The 15,538-nt window shown below is 48.0% G+C and carries 16 protein-coding genes; 10 read left to right on the top strand and 6 right to left on the bottom strand.

Translation table 11 applies throughout. The features are described from left to right. Positions 1-471: 471 nt before the first annotated feature. The 3 genes from JWG88_RS07875 to JWG88_RS07865 all read left to right on the top strand — a co-directional run bounded on the left by JWG88_RS07875 (position 472) and on the right by JWG88_RS07865 (position 3,659). Positions 472-1,191, top strand: a complete 720-nt coding sequence (locus JWG88_RS07875) for a hypothetical protein (protein WP_205233153.1) — start codon at positions 472-474, stop codon at positions 1,189-1,191. Positions 1,192-1,503: 312 nt separating this feature from the next. Continuing rightward, the gene (locus tag JWG88_RS07870) at positions 1,504-2,958 is read left to right on the top strand and encodes a trimethylamine methyltransferase family protein (protein ID WP_205233152.1); all 1,455 of its coding nucleotides are present in this window, start codon (positions 1,504-1,506) and stop codon (positions 2,956-2,958) included. A gap of 302 nt (positions 2,959-3,260) precedes the next feature. Further along, a complete protein-coding gene (locus tag JWG88_RS07865) occupies positions 3,261-3,659 on the top strand; it encodes an FAD-dependent oxidoreductase (RefSeq protein WP_205233151.1) in 399 nt (132 codons plus the stop codon). Positions 3,660-3,667: 8 nt separating this feature from the next. Here the strand turns inward: JWG88_RS07865 and JWG88_RS07860 are convergent, their stop codons facing one another. Next, entirely contained in the window at positions 3,668-3,973 is a 306-nt protein-coding gene (locus JWG88_RS07860; RefSeq protein ID WP_205233150.1) for a VanZ family protein, read from the bottom strand. A 365-nt stretch (positions 3,974-4,338) separates the two neighbouring features. Here JWG88_RS07860 and JWG88_RS07855 point away from each other — a divergent pair, with 365 nt between their 5' ends. From JWG88_RS07855 to JWG88_RS07845, 3 genes are all read left to right on the top strand, one after another. Next, positions 4,339-4,755, top strand: a complete 417-nt coding sequence (locus JWG88_RS07855) for a rhodanese-like domain-containing protein (RefSeq protein WP_205233149.1) — start codon at positions 4,339-4,341, stop codon at positions 4,753-4,755. A 443-nt stretch (positions 4,756-5,198) separates the two neighbouring features. Continuing rightward, positions 5,199-5,909, top strand: coding sequence for an ABC transporter ATP-binding protein (locus JWG88_RS07850; RefSeq protein WP_205233148.1), 711 nt, complete (start codon positions 5,199-5,201; stop codon positions 5,907-5,909). Position 5,910: 1 nt separating this feature from the next. Continuing rightward, entirely contained in the window at positions 5,911-6,714 is an 804-nt protein-coding gene (locus tag JWG88_RS07845; RefSeq protein WP_205233147.1) for an ABC transporter permease, read from the top strand. 322 nt (positions 6,715-7,036) lie between these two features. On the opposite strand, the gene JWG88_RS07840 is transcribed toward JWG88_RS07845, so the two are convergent. Then, on the bottom strand, positions 7,037-7,741 hold the full coding sequence (locus JWG88_RS07840; RefSeq protein ID WP_205233146.1) for an SDR family NAD(P)-dependent oxidoreductase: 705 nt from the start codon (positions 7,739-7,741) through the stop codon (positions 7,037-7,039). A gap of 144 nt (positions 7,742-7,885) precedes the next feature. After that, a complete protein-coding gene (locus JWG88_RS07835) occupies positions 7,886-8,617 on the bottom strand; it encodes an SDR family NAD(P)-dependent oxidoreductase (RefSeq protein WP_205233145.1) in 732 nt (243 codons plus the stop codon). Between the two features lie 298 nt (positions 8,618-8,915). Here JWG88_RS07835 and JWG88_RS07830 point away from each other — a divergent pair, with 298 nt between their 5' ends. From JWG88_RS07830 to JWG88_RS07820, 3 genes are all read left to right on the top strand, one after another. Then, the gene (locus JWG88_RS07830; protein ID WP_205233144.1) at positions 8,916-9,101 is read left to right on the top strand and encodes a hypothetical protein; all 186 of its coding nucleotides are present in this window, start codon (positions 8,916-8,918) and stop codon (positions 9,099-9,101) included. 75 nt (positions 9,102-9,176) lie between these two features. After that, positions 9,177-9,383: a hypothetical protein gene (locus JWG88_RS07825; protein WP_205233143.1), complete on the top strand. Its 207-nt coding sequence runs from the start codon at positions 9,177-9,179 to the stop codon at positions 9,381-9,383. Between the two features lie 51 nt (positions 9,384-9,434). Further along, the gene (locus JWG88_RS07820) at positions 9,435-9,806 is read left to right on the top strand and encodes a hypothetical protein (protein WP_205233142.1); all 372 of its coding nucleotides are present in this window, start codon (positions 9,435-9,437) and stop codon (positions 9,804-9,806) included. A gap of 753 nt (positions 9,807-10,559) precedes the next feature. Here JWG88_RS07820 and nhaR read toward each other — a convergent pair. Next, positions 10,560-11,462, bottom strand: coding sequence for a transcriptional activator NhaR (gene nhaR, locus JWG88_RS07815; protein ID WP_205233141.1), 903 nt, complete (start codon positions 11,460-11,462; stop codon positions 10,560-10,562). Between the two features lie 429 nt (positions 11,463-11,891). On the opposite strand from nhaR, the gene JWG88_RS07810 reads away from it, so the two are divergent. Next, the gene (locus JWG88_RS07810; protein ID WP_205233140.1) at positions 11,892-13,064 is read left to right on the top strand and encodes an amylo-alpha-1,6-glucosidase; all 1,173 of its coding nucleotides are present in this window, start codon (positions 11,892-11,894) and stop codon (positions 13,062-13,064) included. A 116-nt stretch (positions 13,065-13,180) separates the two neighbouring features. On the opposite strand, the gene JWG88_RS07805 is transcribed toward JWG88_RS07810, so the two are convergent. Both JWG88_RS07805 and JWG88_RS07800 read right to left on the bottom strand, forming a co-directional pair. Continuing rightward, positions 13,181-14,476, bottom strand: coding sequence for a type II toxin-antitoxin system HipA family toxin (locus tag JWG88_RS07805; RefSeq protein ID WP_205233139.1), 1,296 nt, complete (start codon positions 14,474-14,476; stop codon positions 13,181-13,183). Beyond that, entirely contained in the window at positions 14,473-14,805 is a 333-nt protein-coding gene (locus tag JWG88_RS07800; RefSeq protein WP_205233138.1) for a helix-turn-helix domain-containing protein, read from the bottom strand. The genes JWG88_RS07805 and JWG88_RS07800 overlap by 4 nt, the downstream gene beginning before the upstream one ends. Between the last annotated feature and the right edge of the window lie 733 nt (positions 14,806-15,538).

Below are 15,538 nucleotides of genomic sequence, written 5' to 3'. Positions count from 1 at the left end.
TTTGATCTAAATCCCAGATCTTGCCTTCATGGTGGACCTCAACTAAATGTTACTCTTCAAAGAGTATACTTTATAAGCAGCTTAGTCAATTTTCCTCGCCGTTCATCTCTCGGAGAAAAAAGCCCTCCATCACTGGTTGTATTTCCACCGCAAAAACATGAACCGGACGTTCCCGAGCCGGGGAGCGGAAACAGGTCCAGTATTTTCCAGTGGGGCCGGACCATTCTATCTATCCAACTACTCGAAACCGCAGGCCGGTCTGCTGTAGCCCCACCTGCTCAACAAAAACGTACTGCCCCGGAGAGGCAGAGACCTTTGTCAGATCAGGGTGCGGCGCACAAAGAACACGATGAACGGCCTATTCCACTTTTGGCATAATAATTGCTTTCTAATGGGTATATATTCGAGCTGAAACACGCTCCGTCAATAAGGCGGGTGAAAACAATGCTTAAAGACAAACAGGAGGCAGTTATGAAGAAATATACAAAAGATTCAGCTTTGGGCAGGGTCCGCAAATTTTCCAATTATATGAATGTCCACAGAGAGGAAAAGAGGGTGAGTAAACGCCAGCCGTTGCTTATGATAGGTGGAGCATTGCTCACGGGTTTTGTTGTGAAGCGTTTATTGAAGGGTGGAAGCAGCCTTGTTCGAGGCAGGAGGAGTGATGACGTATCAGACTGGAACAGGAGAGGAGAGCATGACGCTATTCTCAATCGTGATCAGTCCGGCCCGGTATCGGTATCCTCTGATAAGCAGGGACACCCTACTTATACCTATAACGCTGAAAAGTCGGCGCCGTACGATCCGCATATGTCAGACGAAAATCCTCCGGGCAGGTCGCCGGCTGCAAAAAACATCGAGGGCGATGTGCTTGACCGGGATAAGCCGGGCCCGCTGTCAGTGTCTTCTCGGGATAGGCAGAAGGAACACAAGTCGCATCCGGCCGGACAGTCCGGAGAAGAAAACAAGGCAGCTGTGCTTGATCGTGATCAGTCCAGCCCGGTGTCGGTATCTTCTGATGAGCAGGGGCATACTTCCTATACCTATAACGCCGAAAAGTCGGAGCCATACGATCCACATATGATGGAGGAAAATCCTCCGGGCAGGGCGGCAGCCCCAAAAAATACCGAAGAAAATGCGCTTGATCGCGATAAGCCTGGCCGGCTGTCGGTGAAGGGCGACAAAAGCTGAAGATAGAAAAAAGCAGCCTTCCCCTGCAATATATCTGCAGGGGAAGAAGAAACTTTCCGACGAGAGCCATTTATGTATCTGGATAAAATAACTTTTGGCAATGCAGTTTCAGGATACCGATGGCTCGTGGTCTAGAAGTAAAAACGTGCAAAGTGACAGGGAGAGATATTAATCAAACTGCCCGGCATATATTCTGTTATTGATTTAATAAACACTGATTTGTAGGGTGATTCCAGGAGTAATAAATAAAATGATCAGTGTTGGCAGACCTGCTGTCGGGTGTGTCAACGCTGTGGAATAAGGATAATTGCAATGAGTCCACCTGCGGAAACGATTCTGGAAAAAGGCATTCTCCTGGAAAAGGAGGCTCGTTTCAAACAGGCCAAAGCCTTATATGAGGACATCCTGCCGCATGTTACCGACGAAACTATCCTTGAAAAAGTTCGTTTGCGGATAGAGGATATGGATGATCTGATCGCTGAAAAGGCGGTCTACCGGCGTATCGACGAAAACGCTAAACGGGTAATGACGGAAATCGGCATGAACATTGCGGAGAACCAGGTTCTCATGGATATTCTCCTGGAAGCCGATGGTGTTGATTTCGACAATGAAACAGCGCTGTTTATCCCCCTGAAAAGAAGTTACATAGATCATTGCCTGGAGCAGGTGCCCCGTCACATGCCTGGAGACCCGGGAATGAATACTTTCGGCACAGGCGCGACGTCGCCCTTTCTCAAGCGGGTTGGCGAAGAAGAACTGCGTCCGGCCAATCGTAAAGAGTATGAGCAAATCATCCGCCTGGTGACTGAACAACAAGATGTTGTAAACATTTTCAGTCTGCCGGTGGCCTGCGACAAGAGTATCTCCCTCTTTGAGGTGGCTCAGTTAATGGAGAAAGCCTATCAGGGGCTGAAGATGATCACCACCAATACCATGGCCGCCGACGAGGTGACATTCCTGCAAGGCAAGGAGCACTGGATCGACGGCACCAGCCTGATTGCATCCCTGGCGCCCATGAATAACATGGTCGAGCCGTTTTTACTAAGTGCGCGCACAGGCAATAACCTGCTGTTGATCGACCAGACGATTGCCGGCGTGTCGGGCGCCGGCAGCCCGGAGTCATTTTTGACGCAGATCCATGCCCAGGTTATGTTCATGATGATGATCGCCCAGACCGTTAACCCGGGTGTTCTGTGCGTGCACGGTGGCATTCCCAGCGTGACCGAGGCAGGAGGTAATCTCTCTTACAGTTCACCCCACCAGACCTTCATCAACGCTGCCCTGGCACGCGTCAACACCTGGATTACCGGATTTCCTTCCGCTCAGACCGGAGGCAGTACCAGCCTGAACGATGTAACTCCCCAGGCCGTTTCCGAATCGGAATTAAGCCGCAACTCGTTGCGCAAGTACGGGGTGCATATTGTGCGGCATGCCATGGGCGCTCTCGGAAGCCTTAACTTTTTCAGCCTGGAAAAATTCATGGAAGACTGCGAGCGTGAACGGTATTCGAGGAAGATCTTTGAAGAGATCCCTAAAAACACCGGCGTTATACCTCTGTATTTTCCAGGCGACGATCATGCACTTGAGGGTGTTCGCGAGATTGCCGAAAAAGGCAATCCCAAAACTGCCGAGCACACCTTAAAAAATGTTGATTCTTTCCGTCAATGGGAGAAAATCATCAATGAAGCTGCTAAAAAGAAGCTTTACTACCCGCAGCTCAACGATACAGTTATCGATGCAATCAAGGTTAGAGAAATAGCTCATTGACTGTGTATAGTTGTTACCTCACCAAGGACTGCCTTGCCTTCAGCGGTGACCAATTCGTAGTTGGTCATTGTTTCGTCGGACCTGTCACTTGCCTTCTTTTTGAACTGCCGAGAAATCCTTGGAAGTTGCTTTTTTCCCCTTAATTCCTGGCACGGTGTGGGGCCATGGTATCACAACACTTTTGATCTCATGAAGAAGACTCCTTTTAACGATAAGGGGAATCTCTACGATCTCGCCCTTTCCCGGCCTATCGATTTCGGCATTTTTCCGGACAACACGCATGCCAGATTTTATGATAAGAGTTGGCAGAGTATTCCCGACTGGAAATCGAGGTCTGGCATGAGTGGGAATTCTCCGCTGAGGGGATCAGGCCTGATCAACCGAAATGGGTGACCACTACCGCTACCCAGCACTTTATGCCGCCCCAGACTACACCGCTTACCAACCTGTTCCTCGCCGGTTCGCATACTCGGACCCAGGCCCATGTCAGGAGCATTGAGGGTGCCGTGGAAAGCGGCAGGAGAGCCGCCAAGGCTATTGACTCGCGAGTGACGGTGATAGACCAGCACATTCCCGGATGGGTCAGGATTATTTCCAAAATTGATGATGTATTCTATGCTGCTAAGGTGCCGCACGTTGTTGATTTAACCATCGTTCTGCTCTTTTCTCTGGGCTTATTGGGTTTATGGTACTTGGTTTAAGTTCACACTCACATCTGCCTCAGCACTGCGGTGAACAGCCAGATAATGAGCGCCATGGGCAAGGCTCCGACCACATTGGCGGCCATGTCGGCAACACTGCTGTCGCCCCCTGTGAACCTGTCCGCCACCTCCTTGGCAAAACCAATAAGCAGAGTGATGCCCAGTGCCAGCAGATTGGCCATAGCAGCATCGACGTCCTGAAATACTAATCCGATATAGATCATTAATACCAGCAAGGCCGAGACGGCAACATGCTTTACCTTGTCCGGCTGGGTGCCGAAACGGTGTGCAATCTTTTTAATCAGTTTTTTCATAAGGAAAAAGTAAAAGCAGAAACGAGCGAATTCAACTACGACAGTAATTTTCACTTTTAATGACTTTACAGCCGGTAAAGCCATTCAATCAATTTTCTCATCAAAACTGCAACCGGAGTGTATAGAAGACCCTCCTCAAATCAACCGAAAAAGCTAGCCCTATGACTTCGTAAATTCTGATAGAGTTTTCCAATTGGAATTCAGGGCGTCGTTCTGGTATGAATGAGGCACGGCGTCAGAGATTGTGGCCAGGTTCAGGTTACAAAAAAGACACGCATCTTCGATGCTGTCTTCCTGACTCAGTTCACACAATCGAATCAAACAATCAGCTATCAATCAACGTTAGTCTATTTCAGGAGAAAAGCATGAGATTTTTACCAGTTATCCTTGCCATCCTTTTGGCAGCAACCTGCAGTGCCACTGCGTCAGGCTACAATTACATTTCCCCGGAGACATTAAAGAGCAACATAGAGAACGGTAGCGAGATGATCATTGTGGATATCCAGATTGAAGATGAATTTACCACTCACCATATCAAAGGCTCATTGCCAACCTATGCCTATCCTGCGAAAAGCCAAAGCGACACCCAAAAACTTGATTTCGCTATCCGGAAGCACAAGGAGACAGACGAGCCTCTGGTAATTGTCTGCCCCCGCGGTGCGGGCGGAGCAAAACGCAGCTATGACTACCTCAAGGAAAAAGGCATCGACGAAGATAAATTGCTCATACTTGAAGAGGGGATGGACGGTTGGCCCTTCCCGGAACTGACTGTCACCCACTAATTGCAGGCGCGACGGTATCGGTGCCGTTTTTCCCCCAAAACGGCACTTCCCTTCTTTCTCTCCCACATTCCATTGCTCCGAGTTAGTTTTTTATATGATTGTAGGATACATTGCATACGCCACCCTCCAAAAACCCAGCTTCCTCCAACCATTACCTCTCAGTAACGCTCTTGCCATCGGTTAATGTTTCGTGTTAAGCATACGACTTAAAAGAGGATCACACACAGGGGACTATAACCCTTTAGTTCACGCACAAGCCAGGCCAGGCCTTTAAGCAAGAACACAGCAAAAACGCGCCGCTTAGCTCGATGTTGTGATGCTGTGTGTCACTTAGACCAAAGCCGGAGCCCCACTGTTTCAATAAGCTCTGAACTATCTGCTTGAGGTTCTGAGAAATTCCTAATGCAATTTAGTACTCATGCGGTCGCAAAAAGATCTTGGCTATGATTTCATTTGAGAATGTAATTAAAAAATACGGCAATCTGGTCGCCGTGGACGGGGTTTCCTGCACTATCGATAAAGGAGAATTTTTTGCTCTCTTAGGACCCAACGGAGCCGGAAAGACGACCCTCATGCGCCTGCTTCTTGGTTTTTCGCGCTGCACAGCCGGAAACATCGCCATAGAGGGGCTGCCCGCCGGGAGATCAGAATCGCGAAAAAAGCTCGGATACCTGGCTGAGTTAAATCGCATTCCTCCCTATCTGTCCGGCGAGGAATATCTGATGCGACACGCCGCATTTTGCGGTCTGACCGGTAGTCGTGCAAAAAAGTCTGTGGGGGAGATTTTAGAACAGGTTGGGATGAACGGCAGTGAAAGGAAAAAGGCCTCCCAGTATTCAAAAGGGATGACACAACGACTGGGATTTGGGGCCGCGCTCCTGGGCAACCCCGAGTTACTTGTTCTGGATGAACCGGCCTCCGGCCTGGATCCTCTGGGGATGCGAGATATCCGCGCACTGCTTGAAAAATTCAAAAAGAGTGGGGGTACCATTATCCTTAATTCCCATCTGCTTTCAGAGGTGGAGAGACTCTGCGATACTGTTGCCATCATGAACAAGGGCAGAATCCAGGTAAAAGGCCCGCTCTCCCATATCGTTCATGGCAATGAAACACTGGAAGACGTGTTCATCCGACATGTTGAGGAAAACCCGTAAGATGAATAACCTGACACGGATATCCGTTTTCACCATAAATGACCAAATGCGCCGGAAGAGTTTTTATCTGCTTTTGGCAATCGCCATTGTTTTTGTCTTACTTATCAGAGGTTGTTATCAGGGCGATTATTCCGTCAACGGGCGACAAATTGACAATGTTTCAGTGGCTTGGTACGCGTCACTGATTGTATTTCACGTTATTGCCGCAGGCATGCTCCTGATGGCGTCCATGCTTTCCATGGGTATATTTTCTCGGGATCGTGAAGATGGCAGCATGGTGATGTTTCTCTCCCATTCCGTTGACAGGTGGCAGTATGTGCTCGGCAGAATTTTGGGGACCTGGATTCTTTCAACTGCCTTTATGTTCATTCTTCATCTAGCCATCTTTCTGATTGCCCTGGCCAATACAGGGGGAATGATCACTGGATATCTGACCGCATCTCTTATGTGTTCGGTCAATCTACTTTATGTAATTGTCCTGACCTGTTTTTTATCTCTTTTTCTGCCGAATTTCATGGCCGCAATTTTTACTCTGGGAATTACCGGGATCAGCTTCATATCGGACGGGGCCTACCAGGCCATGCAAAATGAACAAATTCGGCAACTCATTTATAGTGAAAACCATGTCTCCCTCTGGCGAATCCTCTATCCGAAGGTCTACATGCTTCAGCATTATGCATCCACGCTGATCACAAATAATGCCTTTGTCGGCCTGTCCCCCACATATATCTGGGGCAATATTGTTTTCTACACAGGAGTGCTGACTGCAGCTGTATTATGGCGCTTTTACAACAGTGAGATATGATGGACTCGTAAAAAGCTCGATCTGCGTCGTTGTAGATCTGAAACGACGATTTGCCATACCACATGTACTGCCAATTCGTCGTTTCAGGTACTACGCCTAGTATATCAAGCTTTCTCGAAGTCTGCGCTTATCGCAGAGTCCATCCAGGCACCTTCAGTGACTTTTTACAAAGTTATCAGATATGACTGTGCAATTATTATAAGGAAAATTATATTGTGACCGCGTTGAATAAGGCGGACCATTGAGAGGCATGGGTGTCGCGCCTTTTAAGATGGCGATGCCAAAGTTACTAATTTCTAAACTCTTTTCCATCTTTGTATTATCACCACGGTATCTGCTGTCTGTTGCGGAATAATCCCCCGCTGACGCTAAAATCTTCAGTTGTCGCCAGCCAGACGACAGACTCCGCACCCTCGTCTGGCGACCGCGGTGCATTCTTGCCGCCCATGGCCGTTCGTACCCAGCCGGGATCAATCGCGTTCACCGTGATGCCGGTTCCCTGCAGATCCGCGGCCAGGCATCTTGTCAGGGCATTCAGCCCGTTTTTGGAGATGGCGTAGGCCGGCGTGCTGCCGTCGAGATTCTCCGGCAATCCGAGGCCGCTGGTGACATTGACGATATGTCCGCCCTCCTGCTCCATCATCAGCGGGATGAAGGCGTTGCACATGCGCCAGGGGCCGATTAAATTAACATTCAAGGTGTACTCGACTTCGGCAATGTCAACACTGCTGGCCCGTTGCCAGGTGTCGTAGTTGGCTCCCGCGTTGTTGATCAGAATATCGAGATTGTGGTATTTGCCGCGCACATATTCGGCAAGCTTCGCCACACTCCCATTATCGCTCACCTCCAGCGGATGGAAATCAAGAAGAGCAGCGAAGGGAGCCAGCTCCCTCAGGGTCTGCTGACCGTCGTGGGGGTTCCGACAGGTAAAAATCGTCCGTATACCATTCAGGCAAAGCTGCTTGACGACAGCAAAACCTATTCCTCTGCTGCCGCCAGTAACCAGAGCCAGTTTGGGCTTCGACATGGTCCACCTCTTCAATCGGTACCTTTATCAGTAATTTGGTCATTTGGGGTCACCCATTACAAGCATAAATACTCGCTTTGTAATCCTTTCCTGACTTTCCCGCAAATTCCTTTCAATCGGCCATCAATTTCTTTGAGTTTGTTTCTAACAACCGCCGGTCCGCAGCATCGAGCGGCCACCGTCAACACCGATAATCTGGCCGGTGATCCATGAAGCTTCCTGGGACATGAGGAAGGCAGCTGTTTCAGCGATATCCTCAGCCGAACCAAGACGTTGCATGGCATGGGCAGAGACTATGGAGTCTGTCATCTTTTCATTTTTGAGGATATTCTCCGATAGCGGGGTCCGGATCAGCGAAGGGGCGATGCCATTGATTCGCACTTTGGGGGCCAGTTCGGCAGCCAAGGACAGAACAAGGCCGTTGACGGCACCTTTAGCCATACTGACCGAGGTATGCATCGTAAACCCTTGCTGGGCGGCCACACTGGAAAAGAGAAGAACCGCCGGAACTAGATCACTTTTTTTCATGAGCGGAAGTGCCGCCTTGACTGCCAGTGCTGCTCCCAATGCATTTACCTTGAAGTCGGTAAGAAAATCTTCTTCACCAAGTCTGCGAATGCTGCCAAGATTAATGGTACCGACTGCATAGATCAAGCCGTCACAGGGTGAGTTCATATCTTCCATCACTCTGGAAAATAATGTGGAATCATTGACATCGCCGACGGAAAAACCAGCGTCAAACTCATCGGCAACAGCCTTTAATTTAACCTCATTCCGGCCGACCAGATGCAACCTCTTGCCGCGGGAATGTAGTATACGTGCCGTCGCGGAACCAATACCCCCGGAACCACCGTAAATAATCACCGTACCAGCCATGGTTATGCCTCCAAATGAGATTGTCTTCCGGCTCAAATGATACTCATAAGAATATGATGCCGATATGTCATTGTATTCTTGAAACCATTAAATGCATGTTCACATATATAAACCCAATTAAATTAATAGTAAATACTATCATTATACTACTTAATTAATTCCATTGAAAGAACCTGTAACGTTCATATCTTCTAGACATGTCCAAAAGAGCTTAACTTTAAAATTTCAATTATAGCAGCTTTAATGGACATCTTAAGAATAGACTCTACTACTTCAATATTATAATAAGGAGAACACCATGAGTATGCGAGGCGAATTAATCTCTAAAGAGTATCAGCGTATGATTTTTATCGATGACGTTGATGGTAAACAATACGCTTGCTACCGTGAAGATCTGAAAAACCGCGATACACGCAAGGGTCTTTCCGAAAAAGAAAAAGACAAATGCATGGATCTTTCACTCGTACTCGGCGACAGCTGGTAATTTCCCGACCATGCATATGGAAAGGCGACCCCCGTAGATAACAATACGAACTCTTTAAAAAACGAGGTGAATACAATGGCACAGAAAATACAGGATACCAATAATTGGCCCGAAATGTTTGTAGGACTTTACGAGCGGCTCACCGGCAATAATGCCGAGATTTCATATAATTTCGATGATTTTGAAATTGATGTGCCGGGAAGTACCGATAAGAATGCTCCTCAAGCTCATTGGAAATTCAATGGAACCTTGAGGATAACCACACGTGAGGTGAGTAATTAAAACCTGGGGTGCTTTATCTGAAGCACCCATTTGTCTTGAGAAGGTATAAAAATGAAAGGAGAAAATTATATACAACAGCCATTATTGAATGCAATATCGGCGAACATTCAAAAGTCGGGCAAAGCTCCCTCTCTGTCCACGGCTCTGGATGTTGAATTTAATGATATCGCCTTTCATTTTCGCGCTCATGAGGGAAAGGCTATTCTAACATTTGAAAACTGGTCCAATGCACTCGATTTTTTCAGGGAAATGAAAAAGCTTGCATCCACTGCTCCAGACACCATCAACGACATTCGTCATTTTCTTCATGCAATTGGCTTGACGATATACCTGCAGAACAGAAAATTTGGAATCATAGGTCCGCAGGCCGGTTACTTCATACCAGGTTTATTGTCAATATCAACTCTTTCTAGCAGGAGATAGTTTTTGCTGTAACAAGCTTTCCGAACTAACGAAAAAAATTGATACAGAGCTTGATAATAGCAGTCAGCCAATTTTTTTTTGATTACTAATGAAACTCATCTAGTTTTATGTTGCCAGCCTTGGAGATTTTACAAAAGCCCATTTTTACCGTCATTCCGGACTTGATCCGGAATCCAGAAGTATCAAAGAACGATGGCAGTCACGGAAGCGGTCGCTTCGAAAATATCGATCAATAGTGACGATTTTATCTATTTGTTCTAATTGTAATGTTGCTGTATTGTTTAATTAATGGCGGAAGCAGGATCGGAATGGAAGGATGGATTTCCGATCGTTTATTTGTGAGCTTACATGAAGATATTACCTTGAAATCAAAGTGAGAAAATACACGAAGTACAGTGTTCCTTTTATCTCGGACTTTCGTTGCCTATCATGGCCAGGACAGCATAGCCATTGGTTGACAACTTTACATATATTCTCCTCCTGAAATGCCTGCCATATATGCTGTCGGAGTTATTCTGTATGGCAGGACCTGTTTTACTTCAAATCAACCAGCATAGGAAATATTTTTGGAGATGTCACTGTTGATATTCTCGTAAAAAATCATCGAAATTCCGAGATGGATTCTGGAAAAAGCTTGATATACCAGGCGTAGATCGAGTTTTTTACGAGTCCATCACTGTTGATCCTAACGGCTTGACACCTGCCGCGGCCCAGGGGCAACTGAAAGTTCCCGAGAAACTTCGTCTCTTTGATTCATTCAAAAAAAAGCCTTTGCTTGGCAGCCTCAGAAATGGCTACTACCGCTGGATGCCTGATAATCCTCTCCACCGAGATAGCATAAAATCTTGTTTTAATTTTATCTGTACGTCCAATAACCTGAACCTGATACTGTTGTTCCACTTCTTTCTCGATAACTGTTGGTGCCATGAAAATGCCATCACCAGCTTGTCCGAACACTTTAACTAATGCATTGTCATCAAATTCACCGATAATTACAGGATGAACTCCGATTTGCTCAAACCACCGATCAAGCATACCTCGCGATGAACTCATGAGCATGGGCAGCAGCATAGGCGCTTTATCCAGGGAATGAGGGAAGTTGCTCTGAAGCGGTTTGGCAAGTTTTTCGACACCTAAAAAAGAAACGCCGCACTCACCCAGGAGATGACTATAGGCCTTGATACTCAAACTTGATCGAAGCGGGGTATCTGATAAAACCACATCTAGATTATGTAAGGCCAATTGGGCAACAAGCTGTTCATCCTTGCCCTCGTGACAGATCAAGCGTACTTTTTCAGGTAACTTTCCGGTTGGTTCGAGAAGTTTTCGAGCCACAAGTTTTGGAATCACATCAACGATGCCGACTTTCAGCGATAAAGGGCCGGCAACCGGCCGCCCACGAACGGAGTCCATCATTTCCCGGCCTAAAGAAAATATCTCATCTGCATACCGATAGACAAGATGCCCCATTTCTGTAGGTTCAATATTTCTGCCGACCCGCTTGAACAGTTTTGCCCCTAAATTTTTTTCAAACCTGGATAGTTGAGCGCTTACCGTCGACTGAGCTAAGCTGAGTTTGCTGCTGGCTGCTGTGATGCTCCCTTCTTGCATTACAGTCCAGAAATAAAACAGATGATGATAGTTAAGCCATTCCATAATGTCATAATTTTCCGGCAGTGGACAATTGATTTCGTTTTAGTCTGGTTATAATAACACATTATCAAAATGTCTGAATGGCATATTCAAAGATATCATTTCAAGGCGGAAGACTTTTAGCACAAAGAGGCGGCAAAGAAACTGATATTCCAACAGGACGAAATATTTACCGTCAGACCAGGTGATTAATCAATAGAGTGGGATCACCCGTTTAAAGACCAAGGTTTGGCAAAGAACAGGCCCAGTTTTTCATGGCAATGGGATCCCAACCAGTATAAACTCTTTCTGCGTTTGATAGTGGCTCGTTTGGCTTTAACTACTCTTTTCCTCTGGTCAAGATTTAGCCAGTCGAGGATCAAGGAAGAAAAAAGACGGAAAAAAAATTCTTAACATGTACGAAACCCAGGCAGGATTTTACGGTTTTCCCCTATGACACTTTCCATTTCCACCGGTGTTGAAGCTGCCATCGCCCTTTTGCATCGCAACCTGACTCCGGCTGGTGTTCTCGCAGCCTCCGCCTCTCCCCAGGCGGCGAAGCGGAGATATACCCGTATTTTCGGCCGCGATCACGCTATCTGTGCCTTGGGGATGGCTGTGTCCGGCGACCCCGATTTATTGGCCGGAGCCCGGGCTGGCCTGCATTCCCTGGCGCGTCGCCAGGCCGCCAACGGCCAGATTCCCAAATATGTTGACCCCGATGAGCGGGAGGTCGACTTTTGGTACGTGGGCTGCATAGATGCCACATTATGGTGGCTCATTGCCGTTGATTTTTTGACTCACCGCTTCCCATCCCCGGAGTGGCGGAGGACACTGGACGAACCGGTGCGTAAGGCGCTGCAATGGCTGCACTGCCAGGAACATCCGCGTCTGCGTCTCCTGCAGCAAAATGAGGCCAGCGACTGGGCCGACATTATGCCGCGATCCGGTTTTGTGCTCTACGGCAATGCCTTATGGTACTATGTCAAGCAGCGTTACGGGCTGCCCACCGCCGAAGAGACCAAATTTCATTTTACTCACCTTTTCTTCCCCTTTTCCCGGGACGTGCCGGACTATCGCCGCCTTCGTCTCCTCACTAGCTATGTCCTCGAAAAGGGGCACAATGACGGGCTCTTCCTCAGTTTCGTGAATTTCTCCTTCTGGGGTGAGGAAGGCGATGTCTTCGGCAACTTATTAGCGGTTCTACTGGGCCTCGCTGACGCCGGGCCGGCCGCACGCATTCTGCAGGCGCTGGAAGCAGCGCAGGTCGCGGTGCCTTATCCGGTACGGTCCGTGTGCCGTCCCATCGGCCGCGACAACCCTTTGTGGCGCGATTATATGGACCGCCACCAGCAGAACCACCCCTTCGGTTACCATAACGGCGGTATCTGGCCTTTTATCGGCGGCTTCTGGGCTCTGGCCTTGGCCGCTCAGAATCGCAAGAAGGACGCGGCCGAGGCGCTGCAAGGCATGGTCCAGGCCTGTTCCCTGGGAAACTGGGAGTTCAATGAATGGCTGGATGGGCGCAGCGGAGAACCCCGGGGAATGGCGGGGCAGTCGTGGAACGCCGCAATGCTCCTTTTGGCTGAGTACGGTTTGCGAAATCCGGTTTTTACTCCGGAGTGACCACGATTTTTGGAATAGATGCAAAAGAAGGGATCCTGATTTTCTGAAATGTTTCAAGTTATTAATCTGCAGGAGGTTCGAAGAAATTCTTAATGCAATTTAGTTCATGCAAACTTTTATAATCGGAGCGTATTCTGTATCTGGTCACGCCATATGGCAGGAACACCGGCTTCATCGGCATAGTCCCGCCAGCTTAAAACCTTTTCCCGTATCTCTTTTATAATGGATTCTGCCCGGCCACGCTTCATGGAGGCGGTTCTGGCGCAGGCCTTGAAATCTTCTAGAGAAAAATCATCCCGCTTTCCGTTCAATGTCATTTGATGGCTGGCCGTCCAGTTACCGGAGGGATTAAAGCTGTAAATCATGTCAAAAGCCGGTGCCAGAGACCATGTTCCGGATTTATCCATCAGAAAGGCAATGTTTTTGACATGATCATCCTGGTTGCGGGCGATGATATTAAAGACCATCCGGCGGAACATCTCTTCGATCGAACTCATGGGCAGGCCGAGCTGTCTGATGACGAGAAGGGCCTGCTCGTATGAATAAGCGCCTGCCATGTTAAAATCATAGTGAGCCAGAGCACAAAGAGACTGCATGTGGAGCTTTTCGTTGTCGGCAAGGCGGTCGAAGCGGCGGGTCATGAAATGATGCCTGTTATTTTCCTCGAAAAGGCGGCATTCACTCATCGTGATCCCGGCATCAGCGGCCATTTTTGAATAAGCATATTCAATGAGGCCGTATCCGCCGGGGTCTTCGAGTTCCTTATCTTTGTTGCCACCGACACCATCAAATTTCAGCAGCCAGTACTCAAAGCCACTTCCAGCCCGAAGTTGTCCGGAACGAACTTCATTGGTTGAAGGATTCCAAGCAATTACTGCCTTGGCCCTTGCCCCGCCAGCCGATGTGCCGATTCGCAGGATATCCTTTAAGGCATTCTCTTTGTCTTTGTCGCCGAATGATACGTTCAGGTTGTTCCGATGGGTGAGAATCTCGGATGCGAGAGCCACGAGTTTGTCGATATGGATCCGTGTAGCTTGCCGGCCTTTGGGTCCTGTTGCAGGGGCATACTCAAGTGCTCCCATGCCCCGCACACCCGTGTAACAAAGTCGTTCGACGGCGTTGAACGACTCCGGCTGCCGTCCCTGCGAGGCCAGCCAGGCATTGATAAGGGCGTTACCGAATTTGTCAGGCAGCGAATCCGCCAGCAGGCCGGGCAGGCCATGAAAAGTCTGCCGTGACAATTCGGGGAAGGTATAGACTTTTCCTGCGAGCGGCATCGTAAGTGGTGAAACTTCTATACCACTTCCAGTAAAGGCAGGATCGTATTCAAAGGCGGCAATATCCTCCCCATCGGTCATGGAAACTGCGCCGATTGTACGTCCCCACATCTTGACCTCGGCAACCGTGGTCATGACTCGTCACCCCAGGACCATTTTTTAGGGATCTTATCCGAACGGTTACCAGAAGAAGCGCGTTGCCGCACTTTACCTTTTTGTTTCAGCAGATCCATAGGTCGGGAGAACGGTTCGGGGACCATACGATCCAGCCCCTGCAATAAACCCAGGACCCGCAAGATCCGGATGACAGTCGAAAACTGCACCGAAGCACCGGCTTCGAACCGTTCAACGGTGCGCTTGGATACGCCTGCCTGCTCAGCTAGATCTGCTTGCGTCACCTGCTGTTCAATTCTATAACGAGCGATACGGCCACCTATTTCTGCAAGAATCGCGTCGTCTGTCATTAGCTTTGATATTTCCATAGTCGTCAGATATGTCGAATTGTATACAATATTCTTATTATATCGACAGTTATTACGACTAGCAAGATAATAAATTTTTCTAAACTTAATTCGTCTATAAAGACGATTAATCGCCTAATAACAGATTAACTCTAAAATTATGTCGACTTAATCGGTGGAGGAAAGAGGGATGACGTATTAACGCCGCCATGAATTTTATTTTCTCTGACCCATTTTCTGACCCCACTTTATTTGTCGCTACTGGTATCCTTTATTTCAAGCAGGAGTGCTCGCAGTTTAGGATCATAGAGAGGCTTCATCGCTTCTGAAATTTTCTATACCGCCGCTGCTTGTATTTGTGCATCTGTTTGGTTCATCAATGCCCAGATCCTGTTTGGCTCGGTCGGTGTGGGTATCGGGTTTTAGACTGACAACCAAATTGGTGGTCAACTATTCAATACTGGTACCGATTAGTTCCTTGATTTGCTTTCTATCCTCCGGCGTCATTCTTCTTGCCATTCGTGCAATTCGGGCAGCAAGGGAAGAAGAATGGTGCGGCAGTCTGGATATTTTGAATAATCACAGAATTTTTTTGCCGACTTTATTGCCTCTTTTTTAAAAACGTAACACGATAGCATTACCACATTTCGGACAAGTCGACCGACTTTTAACTGGCTTTCGAATTAAATTACTAAGACTTGTCTAGAAGAGTCAACCTCGTCAAGGAGGCAATGAA

Origin of the sequence: Desulfopila inferna (genome assembly GCF_016919005.1) — a bacterium.
Lineage (GTDB): Bacteria > Desulfobacterota > Desulfobulbia > Desulfobulbales > Desulfocapsaceae > Desulfopila_A > Desulfopila_A inferna.
This window is presented reverse-complemented; position numbering and strand designations above follow the sequence as displayed.